The sequence below is a fragment of the Chromohalobacter sp. genome, from assembly GCF_039830575.1.
Lineage (GTDB): Bacteria > Pseudomonadota > Gammaproteobacteria > Pseudomonadales > Halomonadaceae > Chromohalobacter > Chromohalobacter israelensis.
Genome location: NZ_JBDOOX010000012.1, coordinates 47733 through 70140, shown reverse-complemented (window position 1 = coordinate 70140; position 22408 = coordinate 47733). Strand labels below are relative to the sequence as shown.

The 22408-nt window shown below is 65.9% G+C and carries 19 protein-coding genes; 5 read left to right on the top strand and 14 right to left on the bottom strand.

The window, feature by feature from the left end; translation table 11 throughout:
* Window positions 1-14 precede the first annotated feature (14 nt).
* From ABGX75_RS10105 to serS, 9 genes are all read right to left on the bottom strand, one after another.
* The gene (locus ABGX75_RS10105) at window positions 15-317 is read right to left on the bottom strand and encodes an urease subunit gamma (RefSeq protein ID WP_097023022.1); all 303 of its coding nucleotides are present in this window, start codon (window positions 315-317) and stop codon (window positions 15-17) included.
* Between the two features lie 42 nt (window positions 318-359).
* Complete coding sequence (locus ABGX75_RS10100; RefSeq protein ID WP_347411315.1) at window positions 360-1298, bottom strand: urease accessory protein UreD; 939 nt, start codon at window positions 1296-1298, stop codon at window positions 360-362.
* Window positions 1295-2005, bottom strand: a complete 711-nt coding sequence (urtE, locus tag ABGX75_RS10095) for an urea ABC transporter ATP-binding subunit UrtE (protein ID WP_347411314.1) — start codon at window positions 2003-2005, stop codon at window positions 1295-1297. Before urtE ends, ABGX75_RS10100 begins: the two co-directional genes overlap by 4 nt.
* Complete coding sequence (urtD, locus tag ABGX75_RS10090; RefSeq protein ID WP_258305927.1) at window positions 2005-2877, bottom strand: urea ABC transporter ATP-binding protein UrtD; 873 nt, start codon at window positions 2875-2877, stop codon at window positions 2005-2007. The genes urtE and urtD overlap by 1 nt, the downstream gene beginning before the upstream one ends.
* Window positions 2874-3926, bottom strand: coding sequence for an urea ABC transporter permease subunit UrtC (urtC, locus tag ABGX75_RS10085; protein ID WP_110062646.1), 1053 nt, complete (start codon window positions 3924-3926; stop codon window positions 2874-2876). The genes urtD and urtC overlap by 4 nt, the downstream gene beginning before the upstream one ends.
* Window positions 3923-5539 (bottom strand): urea ABC transporter permease subunit UrtB, encoded by a 1617-nt coding sequence (urtB, locus tag ABGX75_RS10080; RefSeq protein WP_347411313.1) that lies wholly within the window; start codon window positions 5537-5539, stop codon window positions 3923-3925. Before urtB ends, urtC begins: the two co-directional genes overlap by 4 nt.
* 156 nt (window positions 5540-5695) lie before the next feature.
* Complete coding sequence (gene urtA / locus ABGX75_RS10075) at window positions 5696-6943, bottom strand: urea ABC transporter substrate-binding protein (protein WP_301969340.1); 1248 nt, start codon at window positions 6941-6943, stop codon at window positions 5696-5698.
* Between the two features lie 393 nt (window positions 6944-7336).
* Complete coding sequence (gene cobA, locus ABGX75_RS10070; protein WP_179153288.1) at window positions 7337-8209, bottom strand: uroporphyrinogen-III C-methyltransferase; 873 nt, start codon at window positions 8207-8209, stop codon at window positions 7337-7339.
* Window positions 8210-8363: 154 nt separating this feature from the next.
* Window positions 8364-9641, bottom strand: a complete 1278-nt coding sequence (gene serS, locus ABGX75_RS10065; protein WP_011507611.1) for a serine--tRNA ligase — start codon at window positions 9639-9641, stop codon at window positions 8364-8366.
* 214 nt (window positions 9642-9855) lie between these two features.
* On the opposite strand from serS, the gene ABGX75_RS10060 reads away from it, so the two are divergent.
* From ABGX75_RS10060 to ABGX75_RS10050, 3 genes are all read left to right on the top strand, one after another.
* Window positions 9856-13131: an FAD-binding and (Fe-S)-binding domain-containing protein gene (locus ABGX75_RS10060; protein ID WP_011507612.1), complete on the top strand. Its 3276-nt coding sequence runs from the start codon at window positions 9856-9858 to the stop codon at window positions 13129-13131.
* Window positions 13132-13205: 74 nt separating this feature from the next.
* The gene (locus ABGX75_RS10055) at window positions 13206-13406 is read left to right on the top strand and encodes a DUF2905 family protein (protein ID WP_011507613.1); all 201 of its coding nucleotides are present in this window, start codon (window positions 13206-13208) and stop codon (window positions 13404-13406) included.
* A gap of 150 nt (window positions 13407-13556) precedes the next feature.
* The gene (locus ABGX75_RS10050) at window positions 13557-15356 is read left to right on the top strand and encodes a sodium:proton antiporter (protein WP_347411312.1); all 1800 of its coding nucleotides are present in this window, start codon (window positions 13557-13559) and stop codon (window positions 15354-15356) included.
* A gap of 77 nt (window positions 15357-15433) precedes the next feature.
* Here the strand turns inward: ABGX75_RS10050 and trpC are convergent, their stop codons facing one another.
* Genes trpC through ABGX75_RS10035 form a run of 3 tightly spaced genes read right to left on the bottom strand, consistent with a single transcriptional unit; the run spans window position 15434 to window position 17878 of the window.
* Window positions 15434-16246, bottom strand: a complete 813-nt coding sequence (gene trpC, locus ABGX75_RS10045; protein WP_347411311.1) for an indole-3-glycerol phosphate synthase TrpC — start codon at window positions 16244-16246, stop codon at window positions 15434-15436.
* On the bottom strand, window positions 16246-17277 hold the full coding sequence (gene trpD / locus ABGX75_RS10040; protein WP_011507616.1) for an anthranilate phosphoribosyltransferase: 1032 nt from the start codon (window positions 17275-17277) through the stop codon (window positions 16246-16248). The genes trpC and trpD overlap by 1 nt, the downstream gene beginning before the upstream one ends.
* A 13-nt stretch (window positions 17278-17290) precedes the next feature.
* On the bottom strand, window positions 17291-17878 hold the full coding sequence (locus ABGX75_RS10035; RefSeq protein ID WP_011507617.1) for an aminodeoxychorismate/anthranilate synthase component II: 588 nt from the start codon (window positions 17876-17878) through the stop codon (window positions 17291-17293).
* Window positions 17879-18215: 337 nt separating this feature from the next.
* Between ABGX75_RS10035 and ABGX75_RS10030 the strand changes: the two genes are divergently transcribed.
* A complete protein-coding gene (locus ABGX75_RS10030; protein ID WP_179153285.1) occupies window positions 18216-18359 on the top strand; it encodes a hypothetical protein in 144 nt (47 codons plus the stop codon).
* A gap of 62 nt (window positions 18360-18421) precedes the next feature.
* Here the strand turns inward: ABGX75_RS10030 and trpE are convergent, their stop codons facing one another.
* On the bottom strand, window positions 18422-19909 hold the full coding sequence (gene trpE / locus ABGX75_RS10025; protein WP_035412303.1) for an anthranilate synthase component I: 1488 nt from the start codon (window positions 19907-19909) through the stop codon (window positions 18422-18424).
* A 237-nt stretch (window positions 19910-20146) separates the two neighbouring features.
* Entirely contained in the window at window positions 20147-20818 is a 672-nt protein-coding gene (locus ABGX75_RS10020) for a phosphoglycolate phosphatase (protein WP_301969295.1), read from the bottom strand.
* 248 nt (window positions 20819-21066) lie between these two features.
* Here ABGX75_RS10020 and ABGX75_RS10015 point away from each other — a divergent pair, with 248 nt between their 5' ends.
* Complete coding sequence (locus tag ABGX75_RS10015; protein ID WP_011507621.1) at window positions 21067-22365, top strand: NAD(P)/FAD-dependent oxidoreductase; 1299 nt, start codon at window positions 21067-21069, stop codon at window positions 22363-22365.
* Window positions 22366-22408 lie beyond the last annotated feature (43 nt).

Sequence of the window (22408 nt, the reverse complement as noted above, 5' to 3'; positions counted from 1 at the left end):
CATTGCGGACTCCGTCACACAATCGGGCTATGAACTGTGACCAGCTTGGTGCCGTCCGGGAACGTCGCCTCGACCTGCACCTCATCGACCATCTCGGCCACGCCTTCCATGACGTCGTCGCGGGTCAGGATCTCGCGCCCGGCGCTCATCAGTTCGGCGACGCTCTTGCCGTCGCGGGCGCCTTCCAGGATCTCGAAGCTGATCAAGGCCACCGCCTCGGGGTAGTTGAGCTTGAGGCCACGGTCACGGCGTCGTTCGGCAAGTTGCGCGGCGGAAAACAGCAGCAGCTTGTCCTTGTCTCTCGGGGTCAATTCCATATCGGCAACTCTCTCTTGATGAATTCGGGCGTCGGGCCGTCGTCAGGTCATCCAGATCCGCGGCACGCTGGCCTGCCGTGACGACAGCCAGGGCCGCAGCACCTCCCAGGCCTGCTGACAAATCTCCCAGGCGGCATTGCGCTCATCGCCCAGGTAGCGCAGCAGGAGCACGTCGCGGCGCTGGGTGACGGCCCAGTGCCGCGATGCCGGCAAGCATTCCCTCAGGGCCTCCACCGCGGCCTGCGGCGCCGTCAGCCCCACTGCCCAGAGCGTCGCCTGCACCGTACTGCCGCCCTGTCCCCAATAACCGTGGAACCGTGGATGCATGGGATCGAGCGGCTGACGTTCACGCCATAGCGGGCGTCCGTCGCGCGTCAACGCGAAGCGCTGCTCGACCCGTCCGCTGACGAACGGCAACTGGCTGGCGGGACGCCCCAGCGCCAGGACTTCCCAGCCCACGCAGCAGCCATCGCCCTGCACATCCAGCGTCGTGCTCTGCATGCCACGCGCGCCGTCGAAACACAGGGTTTCCTGCGGCAGCCATTCGAGCAGCGCGCCGGGCCGCACGCTCAGATGCGTGTGCTGCCCCCAGCACACGCCATGGCTATCGGCGCGATACAGCTTGGTCGCCGCCGGCGTGGTCAGCAGGGCATGGGCGCCGCTCTCGGCCTCGATGTCGATGCGCAGCTCGTCACCGCTGACCAGTCCGCCCGGCGGGTGCAACAGATACACATGGCAAGGCTCCGCGTAGCGAGCGTCGGGAACATGGCCCGTTTCGGGATAGAACGGCCGTTGCACGCGCAGAGGGCCGTGGTGGCGCGCACGCGTCATCCGCGTGCGCCCATCGCGATCGCGAAAGCCCAGCGACAGGGAAGCCGCCCAGTGGCGCCGGGTATCGAAGCGGTGCCCCGAACCGCCGGACGGCTGGCTCGCCCCTTCACCGGGCAGCGCCGCCTGGCCAGGAAACGACAAGTCCGTCATACCGTCAGGTGCCGTTTGATCAGGTCATCGTCGAGTTCGCCGATCTCGCCGCCGGCGACCGTCTGCCCCCGGTCCATGATCGTGAAGCGATCGGCGTACTTGCGTGCGAACGGGAGCTTCTGCTCGACCAGCAACACGGTGAGCCCGTCCTCCTGATTGAGCCGGCGTATCACCTCCCCGATCTGCGCGACGATGTTGGGCTGGATGCCCTCGCCGGGTTCGTCGAGGATCAGCAGGCGCGGCTCGATCACCAGCGCCCGGCCGATGGCCAGTTGCTGCTGCTGGCCGCCGGACAGGTCGCCGCCACGCCGGTGACGCATTTCCCGAAGCACCGGAAAGAGTTCGTAGATACGCTCGGGAATGCCCCGCTCCGCTGCGCCTTGCATGCGCTTGCGCCGTGCCGGCAGGCCGATGCGCAGGTTCTCTTCCACGCTCAGCGTGGCGAAGATCTGCCGCCCCTGGGGGACGTAGCCGATGCCCAGATCGGCGCGGCTCTCGGGGCGCCGCTTGAGCAGGTTCTCGTCGGTGAAACGCACCTGACCGTCGCGCACCGCCACTTCGCCCATGATGGCCTTGAGCAGCGTGGTCTTGCCCACGCCATTGCGGCCCATGACGCAGGTGCAGCGCCCCGCCGGTACCTCCAGCGAGAGATCGCGCAGAATATGGCTTTCGCCGTAATACTGGTTGAGCTTGTCGACGCTGAGCATCAGGTTCCCTCCCGCACGTCGGACGATTCGTCACCGCCCAGATAGACGTCGATCACTCGCGGGTCGTTGGCGACCTCGTCCATGCTGCCCTCGGCGAGCACGCTGCCCTGGTGCAGCACGGTGACGGTACGGGCGATGGAGCGCACGAACCCCATGTCGTGCTCGACCACCACCACCGACTGCTGGCCGGCCAGGCGCGTCATCAACTCCGCCGTGCGGTGCATTTCCGGCTCGGTCATGCCCGCCACGGGCTCGTCGACCAGCAGCAGGCGCGGGCGCTGCATCAGCAACATGCCGATCTCCAGCCATTGTTTCTGGCCATGCGAAAGCACACCGGCCAGCCGGTCGCGTTCGCCGCTCAGGCCGATGATCTCCATGACCTCGTCGATACGCTCGCGCCCCTCGTGGTCGAGCCGGGCCAGCAAGGTCTTCCACACGCGCCGGTCGCCGGCCATCGCCAGCTCGAGGTTGGCGTTCACCGACAGCGCCTCGAACACGGTGGGTTTCTGGAACTTGCGCCCGATCCCCAGGTTGGCGATCTGCGGTTCGTCCATCTGCAGCAGGTTGTGGCGGCTGCCGAACCAGGCCTGTCCGCGATCGGGACGCGTCTTGCCGGTGATGATATCCATCATGGTGGTCTTGCCGGCGCCGTTGGGGCCGATGATGCAGCGCAGCTCGCCGTCGTCGATGGTCAGATTGAGGTTGTCGATGGCCTTGAAGCCGTCGAAGCTCACGCTGACATCCTCGAGATAGAGAATCGGCCCGTGACGCACGTCGACGGGGGAGTCCGCCGGTGCCATGAAGTCGAAGACGCGATCGGGGCGCGCGAACTCGCGCAGGCGTTGCATGCGCTGCGAATCCATCATGCTCATGCGGTCACCTCCCGGCGCCGACGCAGGTGCGCCATCAGGCCCGCCACGCCCTGCGGCAGGAACATGGTGACCACCACGAACAAGCCCCCGAGCAGAAACAGCCAGGCATCCGGCATCACTCCGGTCAGCACCGTCTTGAGATAATTGACGACCAGCGCGCCGAGCAGCGCGCCGTAAAGCGTGGCGCGGCCGCCCAATGCGACCCAGACCACCACCTCGATGGAAAACAGCGGCGCGAAGGTGCTCGGGTTGATGATGCCGACCTGCGGCACGTAGAGCGCCCCGGCGACGCCCGCGATCATCGCCGACAGCACGAACACCGCCAGCTTGACGTGTTCGACGCGATAGCCGATGAAGCGCACCCGTGCCTCGGCATCCCGGGTGGCCATGCACACCCGCCCGAGCCGTGACCGCGTGACTGCCTTGCAGCCCCAGAACGCCAGCAGCACGGCCACGCCCGAGGCCACGAACAGCGCCACGGTCATGCCTTCGCCGGCGAGCGCGAAGCCCAGCAACTCATCGAATCGCGTCAGCCCGGTACTGCCCCCCATGGCCATTTCGTTGCGGTTGAAGGCCAGCATCAGCGCAAAGGTCAGCGCCTGGGTGATGATCGAGAAGTACACGCCGGTGACCCGCGAGCGAAACGCCAACCAGCCGAAGACCAGTGCCAGCAGCCCTGGCGCCAGGATCACGGCGAGCGCCGCCACGGGAAAGTGAGCCATGACAGCCTGCCAGGGCGCCAGCGGTGCCTGCTGGGCGGTCAGGTAGAGCCCCATGGCGTAGCCGCCCAGGGCGAAGAAGGCCCCGTGACCCAGGCTCAGGATGCCCAGGTAACCCCAGATCAAATCCACCGCCAGCGCCAGCAGCATGTAGGTCAGGTACTTGCCCAGCAGCGAGACGACGGAGCCGTTCAGGTGCCAGGCATGATCCGGCGGCAAGGCATGGAGCACGACCACCGCCAGCATGCCGACGATCAGGACGACGCTGGTGATCCAGGTCGAGCGTTCATCGAGCAGGGAATTGCGTTTGAACATCGTGGCGACACTCATGAGGTCCGCCCCTTGGGCGCGAAGAGGCCCTGCGGACGTTTCTGAATGAACAGGATGACGCCGATCAGCACGATCACCTTGGCCAGCACGGCCCCGACCCAGGGCTGCAGGACCTGATTGATCACGCCCAGCGACATGCCGGCGACCAGGGTGCCCCACAGGTTGCCGACGCCGCCGAAGACCACCACCAGGAAGGAGTCGACGATATAGCTCTGCCCCAGGTTGGGCCCCACGTTGGTGATCTGGGACAGGGCGACGCCCGCCAGCCCGGCGACCCCGGCACCCAGGCCGAAGGTGAGCATGTCCACCCGCGCGGCGCGCACGCCCATCGAGCGTGCCATGGCACGATTCTGGGTCACCGCACGCACCTCCAGCCCCAGCCGGGTGTAGCGCATCAGCGCCCATAGCGCGGCGAACACCACCAGGCAGAAGAGCAGCACGCCCAGGCGGTTGAGGGTCAGCGACAAGGCCTCGTTGATCTGCCATGCGCCCTGCAGCCAGTCCGGCGAGGCCACCCGGCGATTGAGCGGCGAGAACACCGTGCGCACCAGTTGCTGCAGGATCAGGCTGATGCCGAAGGTCGCCAGCAGCGTCTCGAGCGGACGCCCCTTGAGAAAGCGGATCACGCTGCGCTCGATGAGAATGCCGAACGCCGCCGCGACCAGGAAACCGCCGGGGATCGCCAGCAACAAGGCCAGCCCCGGCTGCCCGGGCAGCAACTGCTGGATCATCCAGGTGGTGTAGGCCCCCAGCATGATCAACTCGCCGTGCGCCATGTTGATCACCCCCATCACGCCGAAGGTGATCGCCAGGCCGATCGCCGCCAGCACCAGCACGGACCCTGCGCTCAAGCCGAAGAAAAGCGTCTGTCCGCGCTCGTACCAGGCACGCTTGCTCTCGATGCCGGCCAGCGTCTCGCCGGCCTCGGCGGCGATCGGGGCGTCGCTGGCGGCGATGGTAGCGAGCGAATTGCGCACGCGGGTGTCGAGATTGCCGCGCAGGGTTTCCAGGGCCGAGGCATCGCCCTGCTCCACGCGATACAGCGCCAGTGCGGTTTCGATCTCGGCGCGCACCGCGGGACTCTCCTCGTCGTCGAGTTGCGCGGCGACCGCGTCGACGCTCTGCGCATCGACCTCGCCGATCAAGCGCTTCGCGGCCTCGAGGCGGGTCGCCTCGTCGCCTTCGTCGAGCGACAGCGAGGCGATCAGGCCCTGCAACTGGGTGCGCAGCGCGTTGTTGATGCGAAATGCATCGACGCTGCGCCGGGAGCCGGTGCCGGCCTCCTCGAAGGTGATGGCATCGATGATCGGCCATTCGCGGCCGCTGTCATCGGTGATAATGTAAAAACGCTCGCCACGGCGCTCGCGTCCCAGACGGCCGTCGAGCAAGGCCTCGAGCCAGCGTGTTTTCTGGGCGGCGTCGCTGGCGGCGATGGCCTGGGCGGCCTCGGCCTTGGCATCGAAGTCGTCGGTGTCCAGCGCCTGCAGCAAGGCCTGGGCACGCTGCGGCGTCACCTCGGCCTGCACCGGCGAGACGATGGCGAGCCACACCAGCAGTGCGGCCACGACCATCAGACAATGCCGGAAACCGGAGCCGGCCTGCGGTCCAGTCATGCCTTCTGGCCGAACATTCGTCGCGTGAGTTGGCGTCATCGAAAGGTTCCTTCTCGCGCCGCGACGATCGCGGCGCACGATTCGGGAGCGCCCCAGCCTGCGGAGCGTCATGACGTGAAGGAAACGGCGAGCGCCGGACGCTCGCCGTGGGCGTGCTTACTCGGCGCCGGCGCCGTCCTCGCAGGTCATGGTGTCGACGTTGAGCTTTCCGCAGCGCAGTGGCGCACGCCAGTCGCTGATCAGGTTCTGCGATTCGGGGAGATAGTCGGACCAGGCGTCGCCGGCGACATTGCCCGAGGTTTCCCAGACCACGCTGAACTGACCGTCGTCCTGGATCTCGCCGATCATCACCGGCTTGGTGATGTGATGGTTGGGCATCATCGCCGAGGAGCCGCCGGAGAGGTTGGGCACCGTGACGCCGATGATCGAATCCTTCACCGCGTCGACATCGGTGGTGCCGGCCTCGCGCACCGCCTCCAGCCACATGTTGAAGCCGATGTAGTGCGCTTCCATGGGATCGTTGGTCACGGCCATGTCGTCACCGGTGTATTCGACCCAGTTGTCGATGAAGTCGTAATTGGCGTCGCTGTCGACGCTCATGAAGTAGTTCCACGCCGCCATGTGTCCCACCAGCGGCCCGGTATCGATGCCGGACAGTTCCTGCTCGCCCACCGAGAAGGCGACCACCGGGATGTCGGAGGCACTGATGCCCTGATTGGAAAGCTCGGTGTAGAACGGCACGTTGGCATCGCCGTTGATGGTCGAGACCACGGCGGTCTTCTTGCCCTGGCTGCCGAAGTCCTTGACCTCGGAGACGATCGACTGCCAATTGCTGAAGCCGAACGGCGTGTAATTGACCATGATGTCGTCGTCGGCGACGCCGTGGTCCTTGAGATACGCCTCGAGAATCTTGTTGGTGGTGCGTGGGTAGACGTAGTCGGTACCCAGCAGCGCCCAGCGCTCCACGCCCTGGCTCATCAGGTAGTCGACCGCGGGAATCGCCTGCTGGTTGGGTGCCGCGCCGGTATAGAAGATGTTCTCGGACGATTCCTCGCCCTCATACTGCACCGGATAGAACAGCAGGCCGTTCTCTTCCTCGACCACCGGCAGAACCGCCTTGCGCGACGCCGACGTCCAGTTGCCGAAGATCACGTCGACCCGGTCGTCCCCGGTGAGCATGTCGCGCGCCTGCTCGGCGTACAGCGACCAATCCGAGGCCGGATCCATCACCACGGGTTCGAGCTGCTTGCCCAGCAACCCGCCGTTTTCGTTCTGCTGCTCGATGAGCATCAACAGCTCATCCTTCAGCGTCGACTCACTGATGGCCATGGTCCCGGAAAGAGAGTGCAGGATCCCGACCTTGATGGTGTCTTCCTGGGCCGCGGCCGGAAGCGCGATGCCCATCGAGAGTAAGAGTGCGGCGGTGGAGGTGATCTTGTTCACGAACGACTCCTTGCGGGTCTGATTGTTGTTGCAGCGCCAATGCACGCTGTTGTCGTGATATCCAGCGACGACGCCCGATGACGTCTACACGACACCTCGCAAGTCATGTGCCAACTTCGTGCACCGCCCTTTAAATCGCATGAGGAACAATGACTTATAGCGTATACAAAAAGCACAAGAGGGCATCGCCCGCACCTAAATGGCGCACGCCGGATCCGCGGGCGCACCAAAGAGGAGGAGGAATGGCGTCATGAGCACCAGAAAAGTGCACGCACGCAAGACAAGGAGAGAAACGACAAGGTCGGCACCCGCCTCTCGGGCGGGCGCAAGCGGAAGGAGGAAGGCGAGCGCCTGCTAAGCGCTCGAGGCGTTGTCCAGCGGCGTGGGATGCTTGCCGTCGCGCCACCCCTGGGTGGACGAGGACGCCGGCTCGAACCAGTCCAGCCGACCGTGCAGCGACACCACATCACCGACCACGATCAGCGTCGGCGGGCGCACGTCTCCCGTGTCGATGGCAGCCAGCAGCCCCTCGGGAAGCGCCGCCAGGGTGCCCACATGCACCCGCTGGCGCGCGGTGGTGCCCTGTTCGATCAAGGCCAGGGGCGTGTCGCCGGACATGCCATGCGCCTGCAGCTCATGGCGGATGGTGGCCAGCGAGCCCAGCCCCATGTAGAACACCAGCGTCTGCCCGGGACGCGCCAGCGTCGGCCATTCGAGATCGCAGCCACCGTTCTTGAGATGACCGGTGACGAACCGCACCGACTGGGCATGATCGCGATGGGTCAAGGGAATGCCCGCATAGGCGGCGCAGCCGCTGGCCGCGGTGATGCCCGGCACCACTTCGAAGGCGATGCCCGCCTGAGCCAGGGTTTCCAGCTCTTCGCCACCACGCCCGAAAATGAACGGATCGCCGCCCTTGAGCCGCACCACGCGATGCCCGGCACGCGCCCAGTCGACCAGTGCCTGGTTGATGCCTTCCTGGGGCACGCTGTGCGACGACCGCGCCTTGCCGACGTACAGTCGCCGGGCCTCGGGGTTGGCCAACGCCATGATCTCCTCGCTGACCAGACGATCGTGCAGCACCATGTCGGCTTCCTGCAGCAGGCGCAGCGCCTTGAGCGTCAGCAGCTCCGGATCGCCGGGCCCCGCGCCGACCAGCGCCACATGGCCGTGGAGACGTCGGGGGCGCGACGAGCGCGATGTCACATCATGCGAAGAAACAGGCATCGTTATTCCCGGTTCGACTTAAAAAACGAGGTCTTATAGCCAAAACGATAAGGTTCCTCGGCATCTCGGGGAAGGAACGTCTGGTTGGAAGGTTATAACCAAGTAGAGATCCATGCCATTGCCCGTGGCGAGCAATGGCATGGCGGACGTGGCGTCAGGCGTTGATCCGCTCGACGCCATCCATGTAGCCGCGCAGGACCTCGGGAATCACGATGCTGCCATCGGCTTGCTGACAATTCTCGAGCACCGCCAGCAGGCAGCGTCCCACCGCCAGGCCGGAGCCGTTGAGCGTATGCACCAGCTGCGGCTTCTTCTGCTCGGGATGCCGCATGCGCGCCTGCATCCGCCGTGCCTGGAAGTCCTCGCAGTTGGAAATCGAGGAAATCTCGCGGTACGTCTCCTGGCTCGGCAGCCAGACTTCGAGATCGTAGGTCTTGGCGGCGCCGAAGCCCATGTCGCCGGCACACAGCGTGACGACGCGATAAGGCAGCTCGAGCGCCTGCAGGATCGCCTCGGCGTGGCCGCGCATGGATTCCAGGGCGTCATAGCTGGTTGCCGGGTCGACGATCTGCACCATCTCGACCTTGTCGAACTGATGCTGGCGAATCATGCCGCGAGTGTCTCGCCCGTAGGCGCCCGCCTCGCTGCGGAAACACGGCGTGTGAGCGGTCAGCTTCAGGGGCAGCTCGGCAGGCGTGAAGATCTGCTCCCGTGCGATGTTGGTCAACGGCACCTCGGCGGTGGGAATCAAGTAGAAGTCATGATCCCCTTCCAGCTTGAACAGGTCCTCGCCGAACTTGGGCAACTGCCCCGTGCCGGTGAGCGAGGCGTCGTTGACGATATAGGGAACGTAGCATTCCTCGTAGCCGTGCTCGCGCGTCTGCTTGTCGAGCATGAACTGCGCCAGCGCGCGGTGCAGCCGCGCGATGGGGCCGCGCATCACGGCGAACCGCGACCCGGTCAGCTTGGCCGCCATCTCGAAATCGAGATAGCCGAACTTGGCGCCCAGATCGACATGGTCGCGCACCTCGAAGTCGAAGGTGCCCGGTGTTCCCCAGCGATGCAGCTCCACGTTATCGGCCTCGTCGAGGCCCTGGGGCACGCTGTCATGGGGCAGGTTGGGCAGCGCCGCGACGCTCTCGTCCCATTCGGCCTGCACCTCGGCGAGACGCGCCTTGGCGGCGTCGAGACGCTCGCCCAGATCGCTGACTTCATCGAGCAGCGGCTGAATGTCCTCGCCCGATGCCTTGGCCTGGCCGATCGCCTTGGAGCGCGTATTGCGCTCGTTCTGCAGGCGTTCGGTCTCGGTCTGCAGCTCACGGCGGCGCGATTCCAGCGCCTCGAGACGCGCCGTGTCCAGGGTAAAGCCGCGACGGGCCAGTCGTTCGGCGACCAGAGGCAGGTCGCTGCGCAACAATTTGGGATCGAGCATGGATCTTATCCGTCGGAAAAAAGGATGAAGCAACGTGAATGGAGTTCCATTGTAGGGAAAAGCCGCGACGTTAACCACGCTCGCCCGCCCCATTCGGGATGCGCCACGCGGCGCGCTGCAGTAAAGTGGTGCCAGATACCGGCGTCCCGACGACGCCCTAGCACAGGCGACCATAGAAACCGCCGCCCGACGCTGACCGATGGCTTGAAATTCCATGATCGCACCTCTGGACACCCCGGAACGCACCACCACGCCCTATCTGCGCTTTATCGAGGCGCTCGACGCCGCCGGCTTTCGCGGCGACATCGCCCCGGACTACGCCAACCGCACGGTGCTGGCCACCGACAACTCCATCTACCAGCGCCTGCCCCAGGCCGTGCTCTATCCCCGCGACGCCGAGGACCTCGCCCACCTGGCCCGCCTCGCCGCGCGCGAAGAATTCCAGGCCATCGTGCTCACCCCGCGCGGCGGGGGCACCGGTACCAACGGGCAGTCGCTGACCGACGGCCTGGTGGTCGATGTCTCCCGGTACATGAACCGCATCCTAGAGATCGACGCCGAGAACCGCCGTGTGCGCGTCCAGGCCGGCGTGGTCAAGGATCAGCTCAACGCCGCCCTCAAGCCGTACGGCCTGTTCTTCGCGCCGGATCTGTCGACCTCCAACCGCGCGACCATCGGCGGCATGATCTCCACCGACGCCAGCGGCCAGGGCAGCTGCGAGTACGGCAAGACCCGCGATCACGTGCTGGCGCTGGACATGCTGCTGCTCGGCGGCGAGCGTCTGCACTGCCAGCCCCTCGACGCCGACGCTCTCGACCAGGCCTGCGCACGCGATGACCGCATCGGCGACGCACACCGCACCGCACGCGAGATCGCCGACACCCAGGGCGCCTTGATCGAGGCCACGTTCCCGCCCCTCAACCGCTGCCTGACGGGCTACGATCTGGCCCACCTGCGCCGCGCGGATGGTACCTTCGATCTCAACAGCGTACTTTGCGGTTCGGAAGGAACGCTGGGCTTTCTCGCCGAGGCCACGCTCAACGTCCTGCCCATCCCCAAGCATTCGACCCTGGTCAACATTCGCTATCGCGGCTTCATGGATGCCCTGCGCGACGCCAAGGCATTGATGAGCGGCGACAGCCGCCCGACCTCCATCGAGACGGTCGACGACAAGGTGCTCACCCTGGCCATGGAGGATTTCGTCTGGGACAGCGTCGCCGAGTATTTCCCCGCCGGGGAGGCGGACATACACGGCATCAACCTGGTCGAATTCAACGACGACGATCCCGAGCGTCTGGCGGCGCGCGTCGAGGCCTTCTGCACGCATCTCGGTACCGACACGCAGGTCGAGCGTCTCGGCCATACCCTGGCCGAGGGCCGCGAGGCGATCACCCGCGTCTATGCCATGCGCAAGCGCGCGGTGGGCCTGCTCGGCAACGCCAAGGGCGAAAAGCGCCCGATTCCCTTCGTCGAGGATACCGCCGTACCGCCCGAACATCTGGCCGACTACATCGCCGAGTTCCGCGCCCTGCTCGATGCCCATGGACTGGCGTACGGCATGTTCGGCCACGTCGATGCAGGCGTACTGCACGTGCGACCGGCCATCGACATGAAGGACCCCGAGCAGGCCACGCTGATCCGCACCCTGTCCGACGAGGTCGCCGCGCTGACCCAGCGCTACCACGGGCTGCTGTGGGGCGAGCATGGCAAGGGCGTGCGCTCGGAATACGCGCCGCAGTTCTTCGGCGAGCTCTACCCCAGCCTGCAGCGCCTCAAGGCGGCGTTCGACCCGCACAATCAGCTCAACCCCGGCAAGATCGCCACACCGCTCCTTACCCGGCCCGAACACGCCGGTCATGCTATCCGGCCGGAGGACAGGGCTCCCGATGCGGTCGATGACCAGGCGTCGAAAGCGGAAACCGGCGAAGGTCCTTTGCCGGGGAAGGCAACCGTCGCGCCCACGGAAGGGGCCACAGCGCCTTCGCAAGGGGCCGCTTCCGATGACGCCGTTGCCGCCGAGGCGGAGCCGGTCAAATGGGTCGATCCGGGGCTTTTGACCATCGACGGCGTCACCACCCGCGGCCAGCTGGATCGCCAGATCGACGAGCGCGTCTGGCAGCATCACGCCAGCGCGGTCTACTGCAACGGCAACGGGGCCTGCTACAACTACGACCCCAATGACGCCATGTGCCCGTCATGGAAGGCGACCCGAGAGCGCATTCACTCGCCCAAGGGCCGTGCCAGCCTGATGCGTGAATGGCTGCGCCTGCAGAACGAGGCCGGCATCGATGTCGTCGAGGCATCGCATCGGCAGAAGGCCGCCGGGGCCTGGGATTTCGTCAAGACGTTCCCACGCCGTGCGCGCAATACCCTGGCCAAGCGCCGCGGCCGGGAAGATGTCTCTCACGACGTCTATGACGCCATGGCGGGGTGCCTGGCGTGCAAGTCCTGCGCCGGGCAGTGTCCGATCAAGGTCAACGTCCCCGAGTTTCGCTCGCAGTTCCTGGCGCTCTATCACGGACGCTACCTGCGCCCGCCGCGCGACTACCTGATCGGCGCACTGGAATTCTTCGTGCCCTACCTCAAGCCGGTGGCGCCGCTGTACAACGCGCTGCTCGACACGCGCCTGGCGGATCGCCTGCTTGCCGGCCCTCTGGGCATGGTCGACACGCCGCGCCTGTCCCGGGCGAGCCTCGCCAGGCAGCTCGAGGCCTGGGGCATCGCCGAAGCCACGCCCACCACGCTGGGCTTTCTCAGCGAACGCCAGAAGGCCCGCAGCGTGGTCATCGTCCAGGATGCGTTCACCAGCCATTTCGAAGCCAAGCTGGTGATGGACATCGTCGAACTGCTCTCGCGCCTCGACATTCGCGTGTTCGTGGCGCCCTTCCACGCCAATGGCAAGCCGTTGCACGTACAGGGCTTTCTGGGCGCCTTCGAGAAGACCGCCGCGCGCCAGGCACGACGCCTGCGCACCCTGGCGGACTTCGGCGTGCCCTTGGTGGGCATCGACCCGGCGATGACGCTGGCCTACCGCCAGGAGTACGTCAAGGCACTGGGGCCGGAGGCCGTTCCCGAGGTCCTGCTGCTGCAGGAATGGCTGGTGTCGCTGGGCCGGGCGCTGGTGCCCAGCGATGTCTCGCCGGTCACGGATCCGGGCTACAAGCTGCTGACCCACTGCACCGAGAAGACCAATGCACCAGGCGCGACCAAGGCCTGGCAGCAGGTCTTCGCGGCCTTCGGCCTGACGCTGGAGAGCATCGCCACCGGTTGCTGCGGCATGTCCGGCACCTACGGCCACGAAGCGCGCAACCGCGAGACCTCGGAGACGATCTACGATCTCTCGTGGCGACAGCCCGTCGAGGACGACGCCAATGCCGGCCGCCTGCTGGCCACGGGCTATTCGTGCCGCAGCCAGGCCCAGCGTCTGTCGGAGGCGTCGCTGCCCCATCCGCTGCAAGGCTTGCTGGTCGCCCTCAAGCGCGCGGGATAGGCACGCGGCGCGTGATGTGCATGCGAACGGTCGCCACCCGGCAACGGGTGGCCACTCAAGAAAAGGAGCCGACGATGTCGCGTCCCCTCATTCTCATCGGTCTGGCCATCGTGGTCATCGGGCTGCTGTGGCCCTGGCTTTCCAAATTGCCGCTCGGTCACCTGCCCGGTGATATCGTCATCAAGCGCGAGGGATTCGCCTTCTATTTTCCGATCACCACCATGATTCTGGTCAGCGTGGTCATATCGGCACTTCTGTGGTTGTTCAATCGCTGAATCGCGCGCCACATCCGGCGTGCGGGAGACATCGGCCCGGGGCATCGAACAGCGATGCCAATCCATCCGTCATTGAGCGTTCACGGCGCATTGCAACTGGCGTGAGGCGACGCTAGGCTTCGCGCTTCCGTTTTCCCAAGGAGCGCGACCATGGAGCACGCTGCCTTCGACCTGACATTGATCGGCCTGCTTGCGCTGATCTGCCAATGGCTGGCCTGGCGTCTCAAACTGCCGGCGATCCTGCCGCTCTTGATCGCGGGTATCGTCATGGGGCCGGTGACCGGCTTGCTCCAGCCCGACGCCTTGCTCGGCGACCTGCTGTTTCCGCTCGTCTCGCTGGCGGTGGCGGTGATCCTGTTCGAGGGCAGCCTGACGCTCGACTTCGGCGACCTGCGCGGCCACGGCCACATCGTGCGCCGGCTGGTCACCTGGGGCGCGCTGGTCACGGGGATCATCGCCATCGTGGCGGCGCGCTACACCCTGGGGCTGTCGTGGGAAATGGCCAGCGTGCTCGGCGCGGTCCTGGTGGTCACCGGGCCCACCGTGGTCCTGCCCCTGCTGCAGACGCTGCGTGCCCGCGAGCACCTCTCGCAGATCCTGCGCTGGGAAGGCATCCTCATCGATCCGGTGGGAGCCATCGGCGCGGTACTGGTGTATGAGTTCGTCGCGCTGGGCGCGTCCAACGGCGCCGCCACCTATACCCTGGTACTGTTCGCCAAGACGGCACTGATCGGGTTCGGTCTGGGCGGCCTGGGCGGCTATCTATGGGGGTGCGTGCTGCGGCACCACTGGCTGCCGCAGCGTCTGCACAGCTTCGGCACGCTGATGGCCATGCTGACGCTGTTCACGCTGTCCAACATGCTCTTCCACGAGTCCGGCCTGCTGACGGTGACGGTGATGGGCGTGTGGCTGGCGAACATGCGCGGCGTGCCCACGCAGCAGATCATCGAGTTCAAGGAAACGCTCTCGGTGCTCCTGATCTCGGGCCTGTTCATCCTGCTCGCGGCGCGGCTGACCACCGACCAGCTCGCGCAGCTGTCCTGGCCGGCCTGGGCGTTTCTGCTCATTCTGGTGGGCGTGGCCCGCCCGCTCGCGGTCTGGGTATGCACCGCGGGCACACGACTCAACTGGCGGGAAAAAGCCTTGCTGGCCTGGCTGTCGCCGCGCGGTATCGTGGCCGCCGCGGTGGCGTCGCTGTTCGCCATCAAGCTCGAGAATCTGGGCATGCCCGGCGCTGAGATGCTGGTCCCGGTGACCTTTCTGGTCATCATCAGCACCGTCGTGGTGCAGAGCCTGTTGTCGCGCCCGATCGCCCTGGCCCTGAAGGTCAGCGAGCCACCTCCCACCGGCTTTCTGATCATCGGTGCCAACCCCGTGGCACGCGCCATCGCCAAGGCACTGGAAGAATCCGGCTTCACCGTGCGGCTCACCGACAACAGCTGGGACGCGGTGCAGGAAGCGCGCATGGCAGGGCTCCCGGTCTACTACGGCAACCCGCTTTCGGAGCATGCCGCGCAACACCTGGAACTGACCGGCATCGGTCATCTGCTGCCGCTGTCACCCTATCGCGAGTTGAACAACCTGGCGGTCCTGCATTTCGAACACGTGCTGGGGCACGGCAAGGTCTTCCGTCTCGCGGCGGGCACCGGCAAGCACGCCCATCGCCATCAGGAACAGGCGCTGGACCACCTGCCACTGGTGTTCGGCGAGAGCGTCACCTATGCCCAACTGTCGAGCGTGGTCCACCGGGGCGGCGAGGTACGCAAGGCCAAGCTGTCGGCCAATTTCAGCTTCGAGGACTATCGCCAGGCACACCAGGACCGCCTGCTGCCGCTGTTCTGCATCGGCCCCAACGGCCGCATCCGCGTCGCCAACGACCGGGTGCCGCTGGCGCCTCGCGCCGGTGACACCGTGATCAGCCTGATCCAGGTGGACTCCCCCGAGTACTGACCGACCGTATGCCCTCCATGACGCCATCGGGCCGCACGCAGCGGCCCGATGGCGGTCGATTCAAGGCAATGGCGCGCCTAGAAAAACAGGCGACGCAAGGCGCTGCCCGGATCCGCCTCGCGCATGAAGGCCTCGCCGACCAGGAAGGCGTTCACGTCATGCTCCCGCATGTGCTCGACGTCGCCACGCGTGTGAATGCCGGACTCGGTGACGACCGTGACGTGCGGCGGAATCCGCGACAGCAGGTCGAACGTGGTCGTCAGGGTGGTGTCGAAGGTACGCAGATCGCGGTTGTTGATGCCCACCAGGGTCAGGTCCAGCGCCATCGCCCGCTCGAGTTCGGCGGCGTCGTGCACTTCCACCAGCACGTCCATGCCCAGCTCGTGCGCCTGCTGGTGCAGCGCCTTCAGGCGGGCATCGTCGAGCGCCGCGACGATCAGCAGGATACAGTCCGCGCCGATGGCGCGCGCTTCGCTGACCTGATAGGCATCGACGATGAAGTCCTTGCGGATCACCGGGAGCGTGCAGGCCGCTCGGGCCGCCTGCAGGTCGCGCTCGTGCCCCTGGAAGAAGTCCACGTCGGTCAACACCGACAGGCAACTGGCGCCTGCCTCGGCATAGGCCCTGGCGATCTCGGCCGGCTGAAAATCCTCGCGAATCACGCCCTTCGAGGGCGAGGCCTTCTTGACCTCGGCGATGACGGCCGGGTCGCCCGCCGCGATGCGCCGGTCGAGCGCCGCGACGAAACCGCGCGGCGCCGCTTCGTGCCGGGCCCGCTCCAGCAGCTCGGCCTCGCTCACCTGCGCGCGACGCTCGCGAATCTCGACGTCCTTGCGCGCCAGGATCCTGGCCAGAATCGTGGGTAGACCGGTGTCGTTTGCTCGGCTCATCAGCGCTCGTCCTTGTGGGCCAGAATACGCGTGAAATCCGCGAGTTCCTTCATCTTCTCGAGGGGCAGCTTGGACGCCTGGGAGTCCTGGGCCAGCACCACGCCCTCGCTGAGCGTATCCGCCACGCCGGCCGCGTAGAGCGCCGCGCCGGCGTTCAACGCCACGATGTCCGCGGCCGGCCCCTCGCCCACCAGCGCCGCCTTGACCAGCTTGAGGCTGTCTTCGGCGGTAACCACCTTCAGCGGCGCCAGCGCCTGGCGTTCGATGCCGAAGTCCTCGGGGGCGATGGTGTACTCGTGGATCTCGCCGTCGCGCAGCTCGGCCACTCGCGTCGGCGCGGCCAGGGAAATCTCGTCGAGACCGTCCTCGGCGTTGACCACCAGCACGTGCTCGCTGCCCAGACGCCTCAGGGCCTCGGCCATGATCGTCAACAGCGCGGGGTCGTAGACGCCGAGCAGCTGGTTGGGCGCGCCGGCGGGGTTGGTGAGCGGCCCGAGGATGTTGAACACCGTGCGCACGCCCATCTCGCGGCGCGGCCCGATGGCATGCCGCATGGCCTGGTGGTGCATCGGCGCGAACATGAAGCCGACCCCGATCTCGGTGATGCAGCGCGCCACTTCCACCGGCGGCAGCTCCAGGGAAATCCCCGCCACATCGAACAGGTCGGCGCTGCCCGAGGACGACGACACGCTGCGATTGCCGTGCTTGGCGACACGCCCGCCGGCGGCGGCGACCACGAAGCTGGACGCCGTGGAGACGTTGAACAGGTTGGCCCCGTCGCCGCCCGTACCCACGATGTCCACCAGGTGAGAGCGGTCCACCTCCACGGGCGTCATCAATTCCCGCATCACTTGCGCGGCGGCGGTGATTTCCTCGGCCGTTTCTCCCTTCATCGCCAGGCCGATCAAGAAACCGCCGATCTGGGCATCGCTGGCCTCGCCGGTCATGATCGCCCGCATCACCGCATGGGTGTCGTCGAAGCTCAGGTGGCGGTGGCGCATCACCGCGCCGATGGCGTCTCGCATCTGCATGTGTCGCTCCTCGTTATGCGCGGCGTTTCAGAAAGTTGGCCAGCAGCTCGTGACCCTGGCGCGTCATGATCGATTCGGGGTGAAACTGGACACCCTCGATGTCCAGCGTCTTGTGGCGCATGCCCATGATCAGGCCGGGCGTCACGTCATCGGCGACGACGCGCGCCGAGACCTCGAGGCACTCCGGCAGGCCCTGTTCGGCCACCACCAGCGAATGGTAACGCGTCACTTCGAGAGGGTTGGCCAGGCCGTCGAACACGCCGCGCCCGTCGTGCTCGACCCAGGAGGTCTTGCCATGCATGACCTGCGGCGCCCGCACCACGTCGCCCCCGAACACCTGGCCGATGGCCTGGTGTCCCAGGCAGATGCCGAGAATCGGCAACTTGCCCGCGAAATGGCGCACCGCATCCAGCGAAATGCCTGCTTCGTTGGGCGTGCAGGGGCCGGGCGAAATGACCAGATGGCTCGGCGCCAGACGCTCGATCTCCTCGAGCGTGATGGCGTCGTTACGGTAGGTGACGACGTCGGCCCCGAGCTCAGCCAGGTATTGCACGACGTTGTAGGTGAAGCTGTCGTAATTGTCGATCATCAGCACGGACATGGCGCTATAGTCCTTGATTTCACAATGTTTTCGGTTTCTGGCTTCTGGTTGGCCGCCTGGATGTCACCCAGGTCGGCCGCGATGCCATGCCAGCCGTGCAGGGATGCAGACACAAAAATGCCGCCCTGACGGCGGCATTTCATTCAGTCGCAAGCGTGCCGCCCCTCGCTCAGGAGCGCCACCACTGAATCAAGCTGTAGGTCGTATCGGTAGTCATGCATTGCATATTGCCGTTTGTGATCAACGGATGTCAATTGGCTCGGGACGCTTGATCTCGCGTCGCGGCGGCGCCATGTCTATGCTTGAAGGCATACTTCCTCATCTGCAGGAGTCACCGATGAAACGCATGATAGGCGCCGCCATTGCCAACTGGTTTCGCAAACCCGAGAACCGCGAGAAAGCGAAACGCACGGCGAAGCAGATGGCCCAGAAGTACCAGAACCAGCGCAAGAAATCGCCGAACGATTCGTCTTCACGCTGATCTGCCCCGCACGGCATGTGCCATCGCACCTGCCGTGCTCCCTGCCCGACGCACCCGCGGCGTCAGCTCAGGTTGTCGAGACCGCGCTCGGCCATGGCCACCGCGCGAAACAGGGCGCGGCCCTTGTTGAGCGTTTCCTGCCACTCCTGCTCGGGCACCGAATCGGCGACGATCCCCGCTCCCGCCTGCACATGCAGCTGACCGTCCTTGATGACCGCCGTGCGAATGGCGATGGCAGTATCCATGTTGCCGTGCCAGGACAGGTACCCGACCGCGCCGCCATAGACGCCGCGCTTGACCGGTTCGAGCTCGTCGAGGATCTGCAGCGCGCGAAACTTGGGCGCGCCCGACAAGGTGCCGGCGGGGAAGGTGGCACGCAGGACATCCAGCGCCGACATGCCGGGCTTGAGCTTGCCGGTGACGTTGGAAACGATGTGCATGACGTGCGAGTAGCGCTCGATGGCCATGTTGTCGGTGACCTCGACCGTGCCCGTTTCGCTGATGCGGCCGACGTCGTTGCGCCCCAGGTCGATCAGCATCAGATGCTCGGCGATTTCCTTGGGATCCGCCAGCAGCTCGGCCTCCAGCGCCTGGTCTTCCGCCTCGCTATGGCCGCGTACCCGCGTGCCGGCGATGGGCCGCACAGTGACGTTGCCCTCCTCCAGGCGCGTGAGGATCTCCGGCGACGAGCCGACCACATGGTGATCGCCGAGGTTGAAGAAGAACATGTACGGCGACGGATTCAGGCTGCGCAGTGCACGGTACAGATCCAGCGGTGGCGCCCGATAGGGAATCGTCATGCGCTGCGACGGCACGCACTGCATGACGTCGCCGGCCAGCACGTACTCCTTGATCTGCTCCACCGCCGCCTTGAACCCTGCCTCGGTAAAGCCGGAAGTGAAGTGCCCCTCCTCGACCGCCGGGCCGCCCGTGCCGGGGCTGACGGTATTGAGCGTGGCGCTGCGCAACTGCATCTCCAGCGCTTCCAGACGCTCCAGCGCGTGGGGATAGGCATCCGCCACCTCGGGATCGGCATGCGTCCACAGCGTCAGGCGCCCGGAGAGATTGTCGAACACCACCAGCTCGTCGCACACCATCAGCAAAATGTCCGGCACGCCGATGGGGTCGGGTTTTTCCACGCCGCGCAGGCGCGGCTCGATGTAGCGAATGGTGTCGTGACCGAAATACCCCACCAGACCGCCGTCGAAACGCGGCTGCTCGTCGAGCTGGGGGACCTTGAAGCGTGCCTGGAACTGCTCGATCCAGGCGAGCGGGTCGTCGGCCTCGGTGACGCCGGCCTGCTCGCCATTCACGATGTGGCGCACCTCGTGGCCGCGCACCTCGATACGCTCGCGGCTCGGCAGGCCGATGATCGAATATCGTCCCCACTTCTCTCCGCCCTGCACGGATTCGAGCAGGAAGGTCCAGGGCGCGTCGGCCAGCTTGAGATAGGTGGAAAGCGGAGTGTCGAGATCCGCGAGTACCTCGCGGGTCATGGGAATGCGGTTGTAGCCGGCCTGCGCCAGCTCGGCAAAGCGTTCGGGGGTCATCATGCCCTGGGTTCCTTCGGTGAGAGGCTGCGTCACAAGGGGATCGCGAGGCCGAGTCGGCGAGACCATCGCCGCGACCCGACACCAGACGGCGACATCACCATCGCCAACGCTTGACGTCACGCATCAACGCGAGGGCTCTACGCGACGAGGGGGCATTCAGAATCATCTAACGCTGTCCGTTATAGCAGAACGTTATCAAAAACTTGGTTTTATAGACGCAAGTATCGAAAAACACTAAACGAGTTCCCAAAGCGATTCAACCATGGCATCCGGCGCGCTCGCCGCCACCGGATCGCCGTGATTGTAGCCGTAGGGCACCGCCAGGGTGCGGAATCCGGCACCCCGCCCGGCCTCGATGTCATGCCGGGAGTCCCCCACCATCAGACAGACGCTCGGCGTCACCCCGAAACGGGATGCCACGTGCAGCAAGGGCGCCGGATCTGGCTTCTTCGCCGCCAGCGAATCGCCGCCCAGCGTCAGGTCGAAAAAGTCGCTCAGTCCCAGCGTTTCGAGGATCGGGGCGATGAACGCCGCCGGCTTGTTGGTGATCAGCACCAGCGTCAGACCGCGTGCGCGCAACCCGTCGAGCGCCTCGCGCACACCGGGGTACAGGCGCGTCGCGCGACAAGGCGCCAGGCGATAATGATGCAGAAACGCCTCGTGAGCCGCCTCCGGGTCCGTGTCTTGCGCGTCGAGCGCTTCCAGGGCGCGCTCCACCAGCTTGCGGGAGCCATTGCCCACCCAGTCGCGCACCGACGCTTCGTCGACGCCCGCGAGTCCCAGCGAACGCAGGGCGGCATCGACGGCAGCGGCCAGGTCGGGGACCGAATCCACCAGCGTGCCATCGAGGTCGAACGCGACCAGGCGGATACCGTCGAGAATGCGCAGGGGCGGATTGGGCGACATGAAAGGCTCCTCGTCATCGATGGAAGGGTCATGCATGTAATATTACGGAAAAACCGGCCACACTGCTCCGCGCCCGGTGTTTTTGGCAAGCGAACGGCGTTATTCTATACGCAGACGTCGCCGACACCAGGCGCCAGCGCCCCCGCGTCACGACACGCCTTTCCAGGCGCCTCGTACCTTGGCGTTTCGCTGCGATGCCCGACCCTGGCGACACCCTTTTTCCATGTTTCGTTCTTCGGGAGTCCATCATGTCTACACCGCGCATCGTGGTGGTCGGGGGAGGCGCAGGTGGCCTCGAACTGGTCACCCGCCTGGGGCGCAAGCTCGGCAAGCGCCAACGCGCCGAGATCGTTCTGGTCGACCGCAACGCCACGCACATCTGGAAGCCCCTGCTGCATGAAGTGGCCACGGGCGTGCTCGATTCCAGCCTCGATGAAGTGTCCTACCAGGGGCATTCCAAGGCGCACGGCTACCGCTTTCAACGCGGCACGCTCAGCAACCTCGACCGCGACAACCGCACCATCACGCTGGCGCCGATCATCGACGACGACGGCGTCGTGATCCTGCCGGCGCGCACGCTGGAGTACGATTACCTGGTGATGTCGCTGGGCAGCGTCTCCAACGACTTCGGCACCCCGGGCGTGGCCAAGCACAGCCACTTCATCGACAGCCCGCAACAGGCCGAAAGCTTCCGCCAGGACATGCTCAACACCTTCCTGCGGTACAGCGATCCCGAGCGGCGCACCCATCCCAACCTGAGCGTGGGGCTCGTCGGTGCCGGTGCCACCGGCGTCGAGCTGGCCGCCGAACTGATCGGCGCCTCCAAGATGCTGCACAGCTACGGGTTCACCGCCATGGACAGCGGCAAGCTGGAGATCCACCTCATCGAGGCGGCACCGCGCATCCTGCCGGCGCTGCCCGAGCGCATCAGCCGCGCCGTGCACCAGGAGCTGGAACGCCTGGGCGTGCAGATCCATGTCGACACCCGCGTGACCTGCGCCGACGAGCACGGTTTCGTCACCGCCGACGAGACGCGCATCGCCACCGACCTCAACGTCTGGGCCGCCGGCATACGCGCGCCGGCCTTTCTGTCCGAACTGGGGCTTTCCACCGAGCGCAATCATCAGCTCAAGGTGCATCAGACCCTGCAGAGCATCGACGACGATCGCATCTTCGCCTTCGGCGACTGCGCCTCCTGCCCGCAACCCGACGACAAGCGCGTACCGCCTCGCGCCCAGGCCGCGCATCAGCAAGCCAGCCTGCTGTACCACAACCTGCGCGCGGCAATGGACGGCAAGCCCCTCAAGGATTTCGTCTTCCGCGATCGCGGCTCGCTGATCTCGCTGGCGCACTTCGATGCCGTGGGCAGCCTGATGCGCGGCGCCTCGGCACGCAGCCTGTTCATCGAGGGGCGCCTGGCCAAGCTGTTCTATGCCTCGCTCTATCGCATGCACCAGTTGGCCATTCATGGCGCCTTGAAAACCGGCATGACCGTCATCGTCGACGGCCTCAACCGGTATCTGCGCCCCCGCATGAAGTTGCACTAATCCGACCGGAGCACCATGATCGTGGCACTCACCGCGCGATCAT

Bases quoted from the DNA above. Each gene is read 5' to 3' on its own strand.
- urtA (WP_301969340.1), bottom strand. From the start codon at position 6,943: ATGGGCATCGCGCTTCCGGCCGCGGCCCAGGAAGACACCATCAAGGTC.
- urtE (WP_347411314.1), bottom strand. From the start codon at position 2,005: ATGCTCAGCGTCGACAAGCTCAACCAGTATTACGGCGAAAGCCATATT.
- ABGX75_RS10020 (WP_301969295.1), bottom strand. From the start codon at position 20,818: ATGTCGCCCAATCCGCCCCTGCGCATTCTCGACGGTATCCGCCTGGTC.
- ABGX75_RS10105 (WP_097023022.1), bottom strand. From the start codon at position 317: ATGGAATTGACCCCGAGAGACAAGGACAAGCTGCTGCTGTTTTCCGCC.
- cobA (WP_179153288.1), bottom strand. From the start codon at position 8,209: ATGCCTGTTTCTTCGCATGATGTGACATCGCGCTCGTCGCGCCCCCGA.
- trpE (WP_035412303.1), bottom strand. From the start codon at position 19,909: ATGACCCCCGAACGCTTTGCCGAGCTGGCGCAGGCCGGCTACAACCGC.
- urtB (WP_347411313.1), bottom strand. From the start codon at position 5,539: ATGACTGGACCGCAGGCCGGCTCCGGTTTCCGGCATTGTCTGATGGTC.
- urtD (WP_258305927.1), bottom strand. From the start codon at position 2,877: ATGAGCATGATGGATTCGCAGCGCATGCAACGCCTGCGCGAGTTCGCG.
- ABGX75_RS10015 (WP_011507621.1), top strand. From the start codon at position 21,067: ATGTCTACACCGCGCATCGTGGTGGTCGGGGGAGGCGCAGGTGGCCTC.
- trpD (WP_011507616.1), bottom strand. From the start codon at position 17,277: ATGCAGATGCGAGACGCCATCGGCGCGGTGATGCGCCACCGCCACCTG.
- ABGX75_RS10055 (WP_011507613.1), top strand. From the start codon at position 13,206: ATGTCGCGTCCCCTCATTCTCATCGGTCTGGCCATCGTGGTCATCGGG.
- urtC (WP_110062646.1), bottom strand. From the start codon at position 3,926: ATGAGTGTCGCCACGATGTTCAAACGCAATTCCCTGCTCGATGAACGC.
- trpC (WP_347411311.1), bottom strand. From the start codon at position 16,246: ATGAGCCGAGCAAACGACACCGGTCTACCCACGATTCTGGCCAGGATC.
- ABGX75_RS10100 (WP_347411315.1), bottom strand. From the start codon at position 1,298: ATGACGGACTTGTCGTTTCCTGGCCAGGCGGCGCTGCCCGGTGAAGGG.
- ABGX75_RS10035 (WP_011507617.1), bottom strand. From the start codon at position 17,878: ATGTCCGTGCTGATGATCGACAATTACGACAGCTTCACCTACAACGTC.
- ABGX75_RS10060 (WP_011507612.1), top strand. From the start codon at position 9,856: ATGATCGCACCTCTGGACACCCCGGAACGCACCACCACGCCCTATCTG.
- ABGX75_RS10030 (WP_179153285.1), top strand. From the start codon at position 18,216: ATGAAACGCATGATAGGCGCCGCCATTGCCAACTGGTTTCGCAAACCC.
- serS (WP_011507611.1), bottom strand. From the start codon at position 9,641: ATGCTCGATCCCAAATTGTTGCGCAGCGACCTGCCTCTGGTCGCCGAA.
- ABGX75_RS10050 (WP_347411312.1), top strand. From the start codon at position 13,557: ATGGAGCACGCTGCCTTCGACCTGACATTGATCGGCCTGCTTGCGCTG.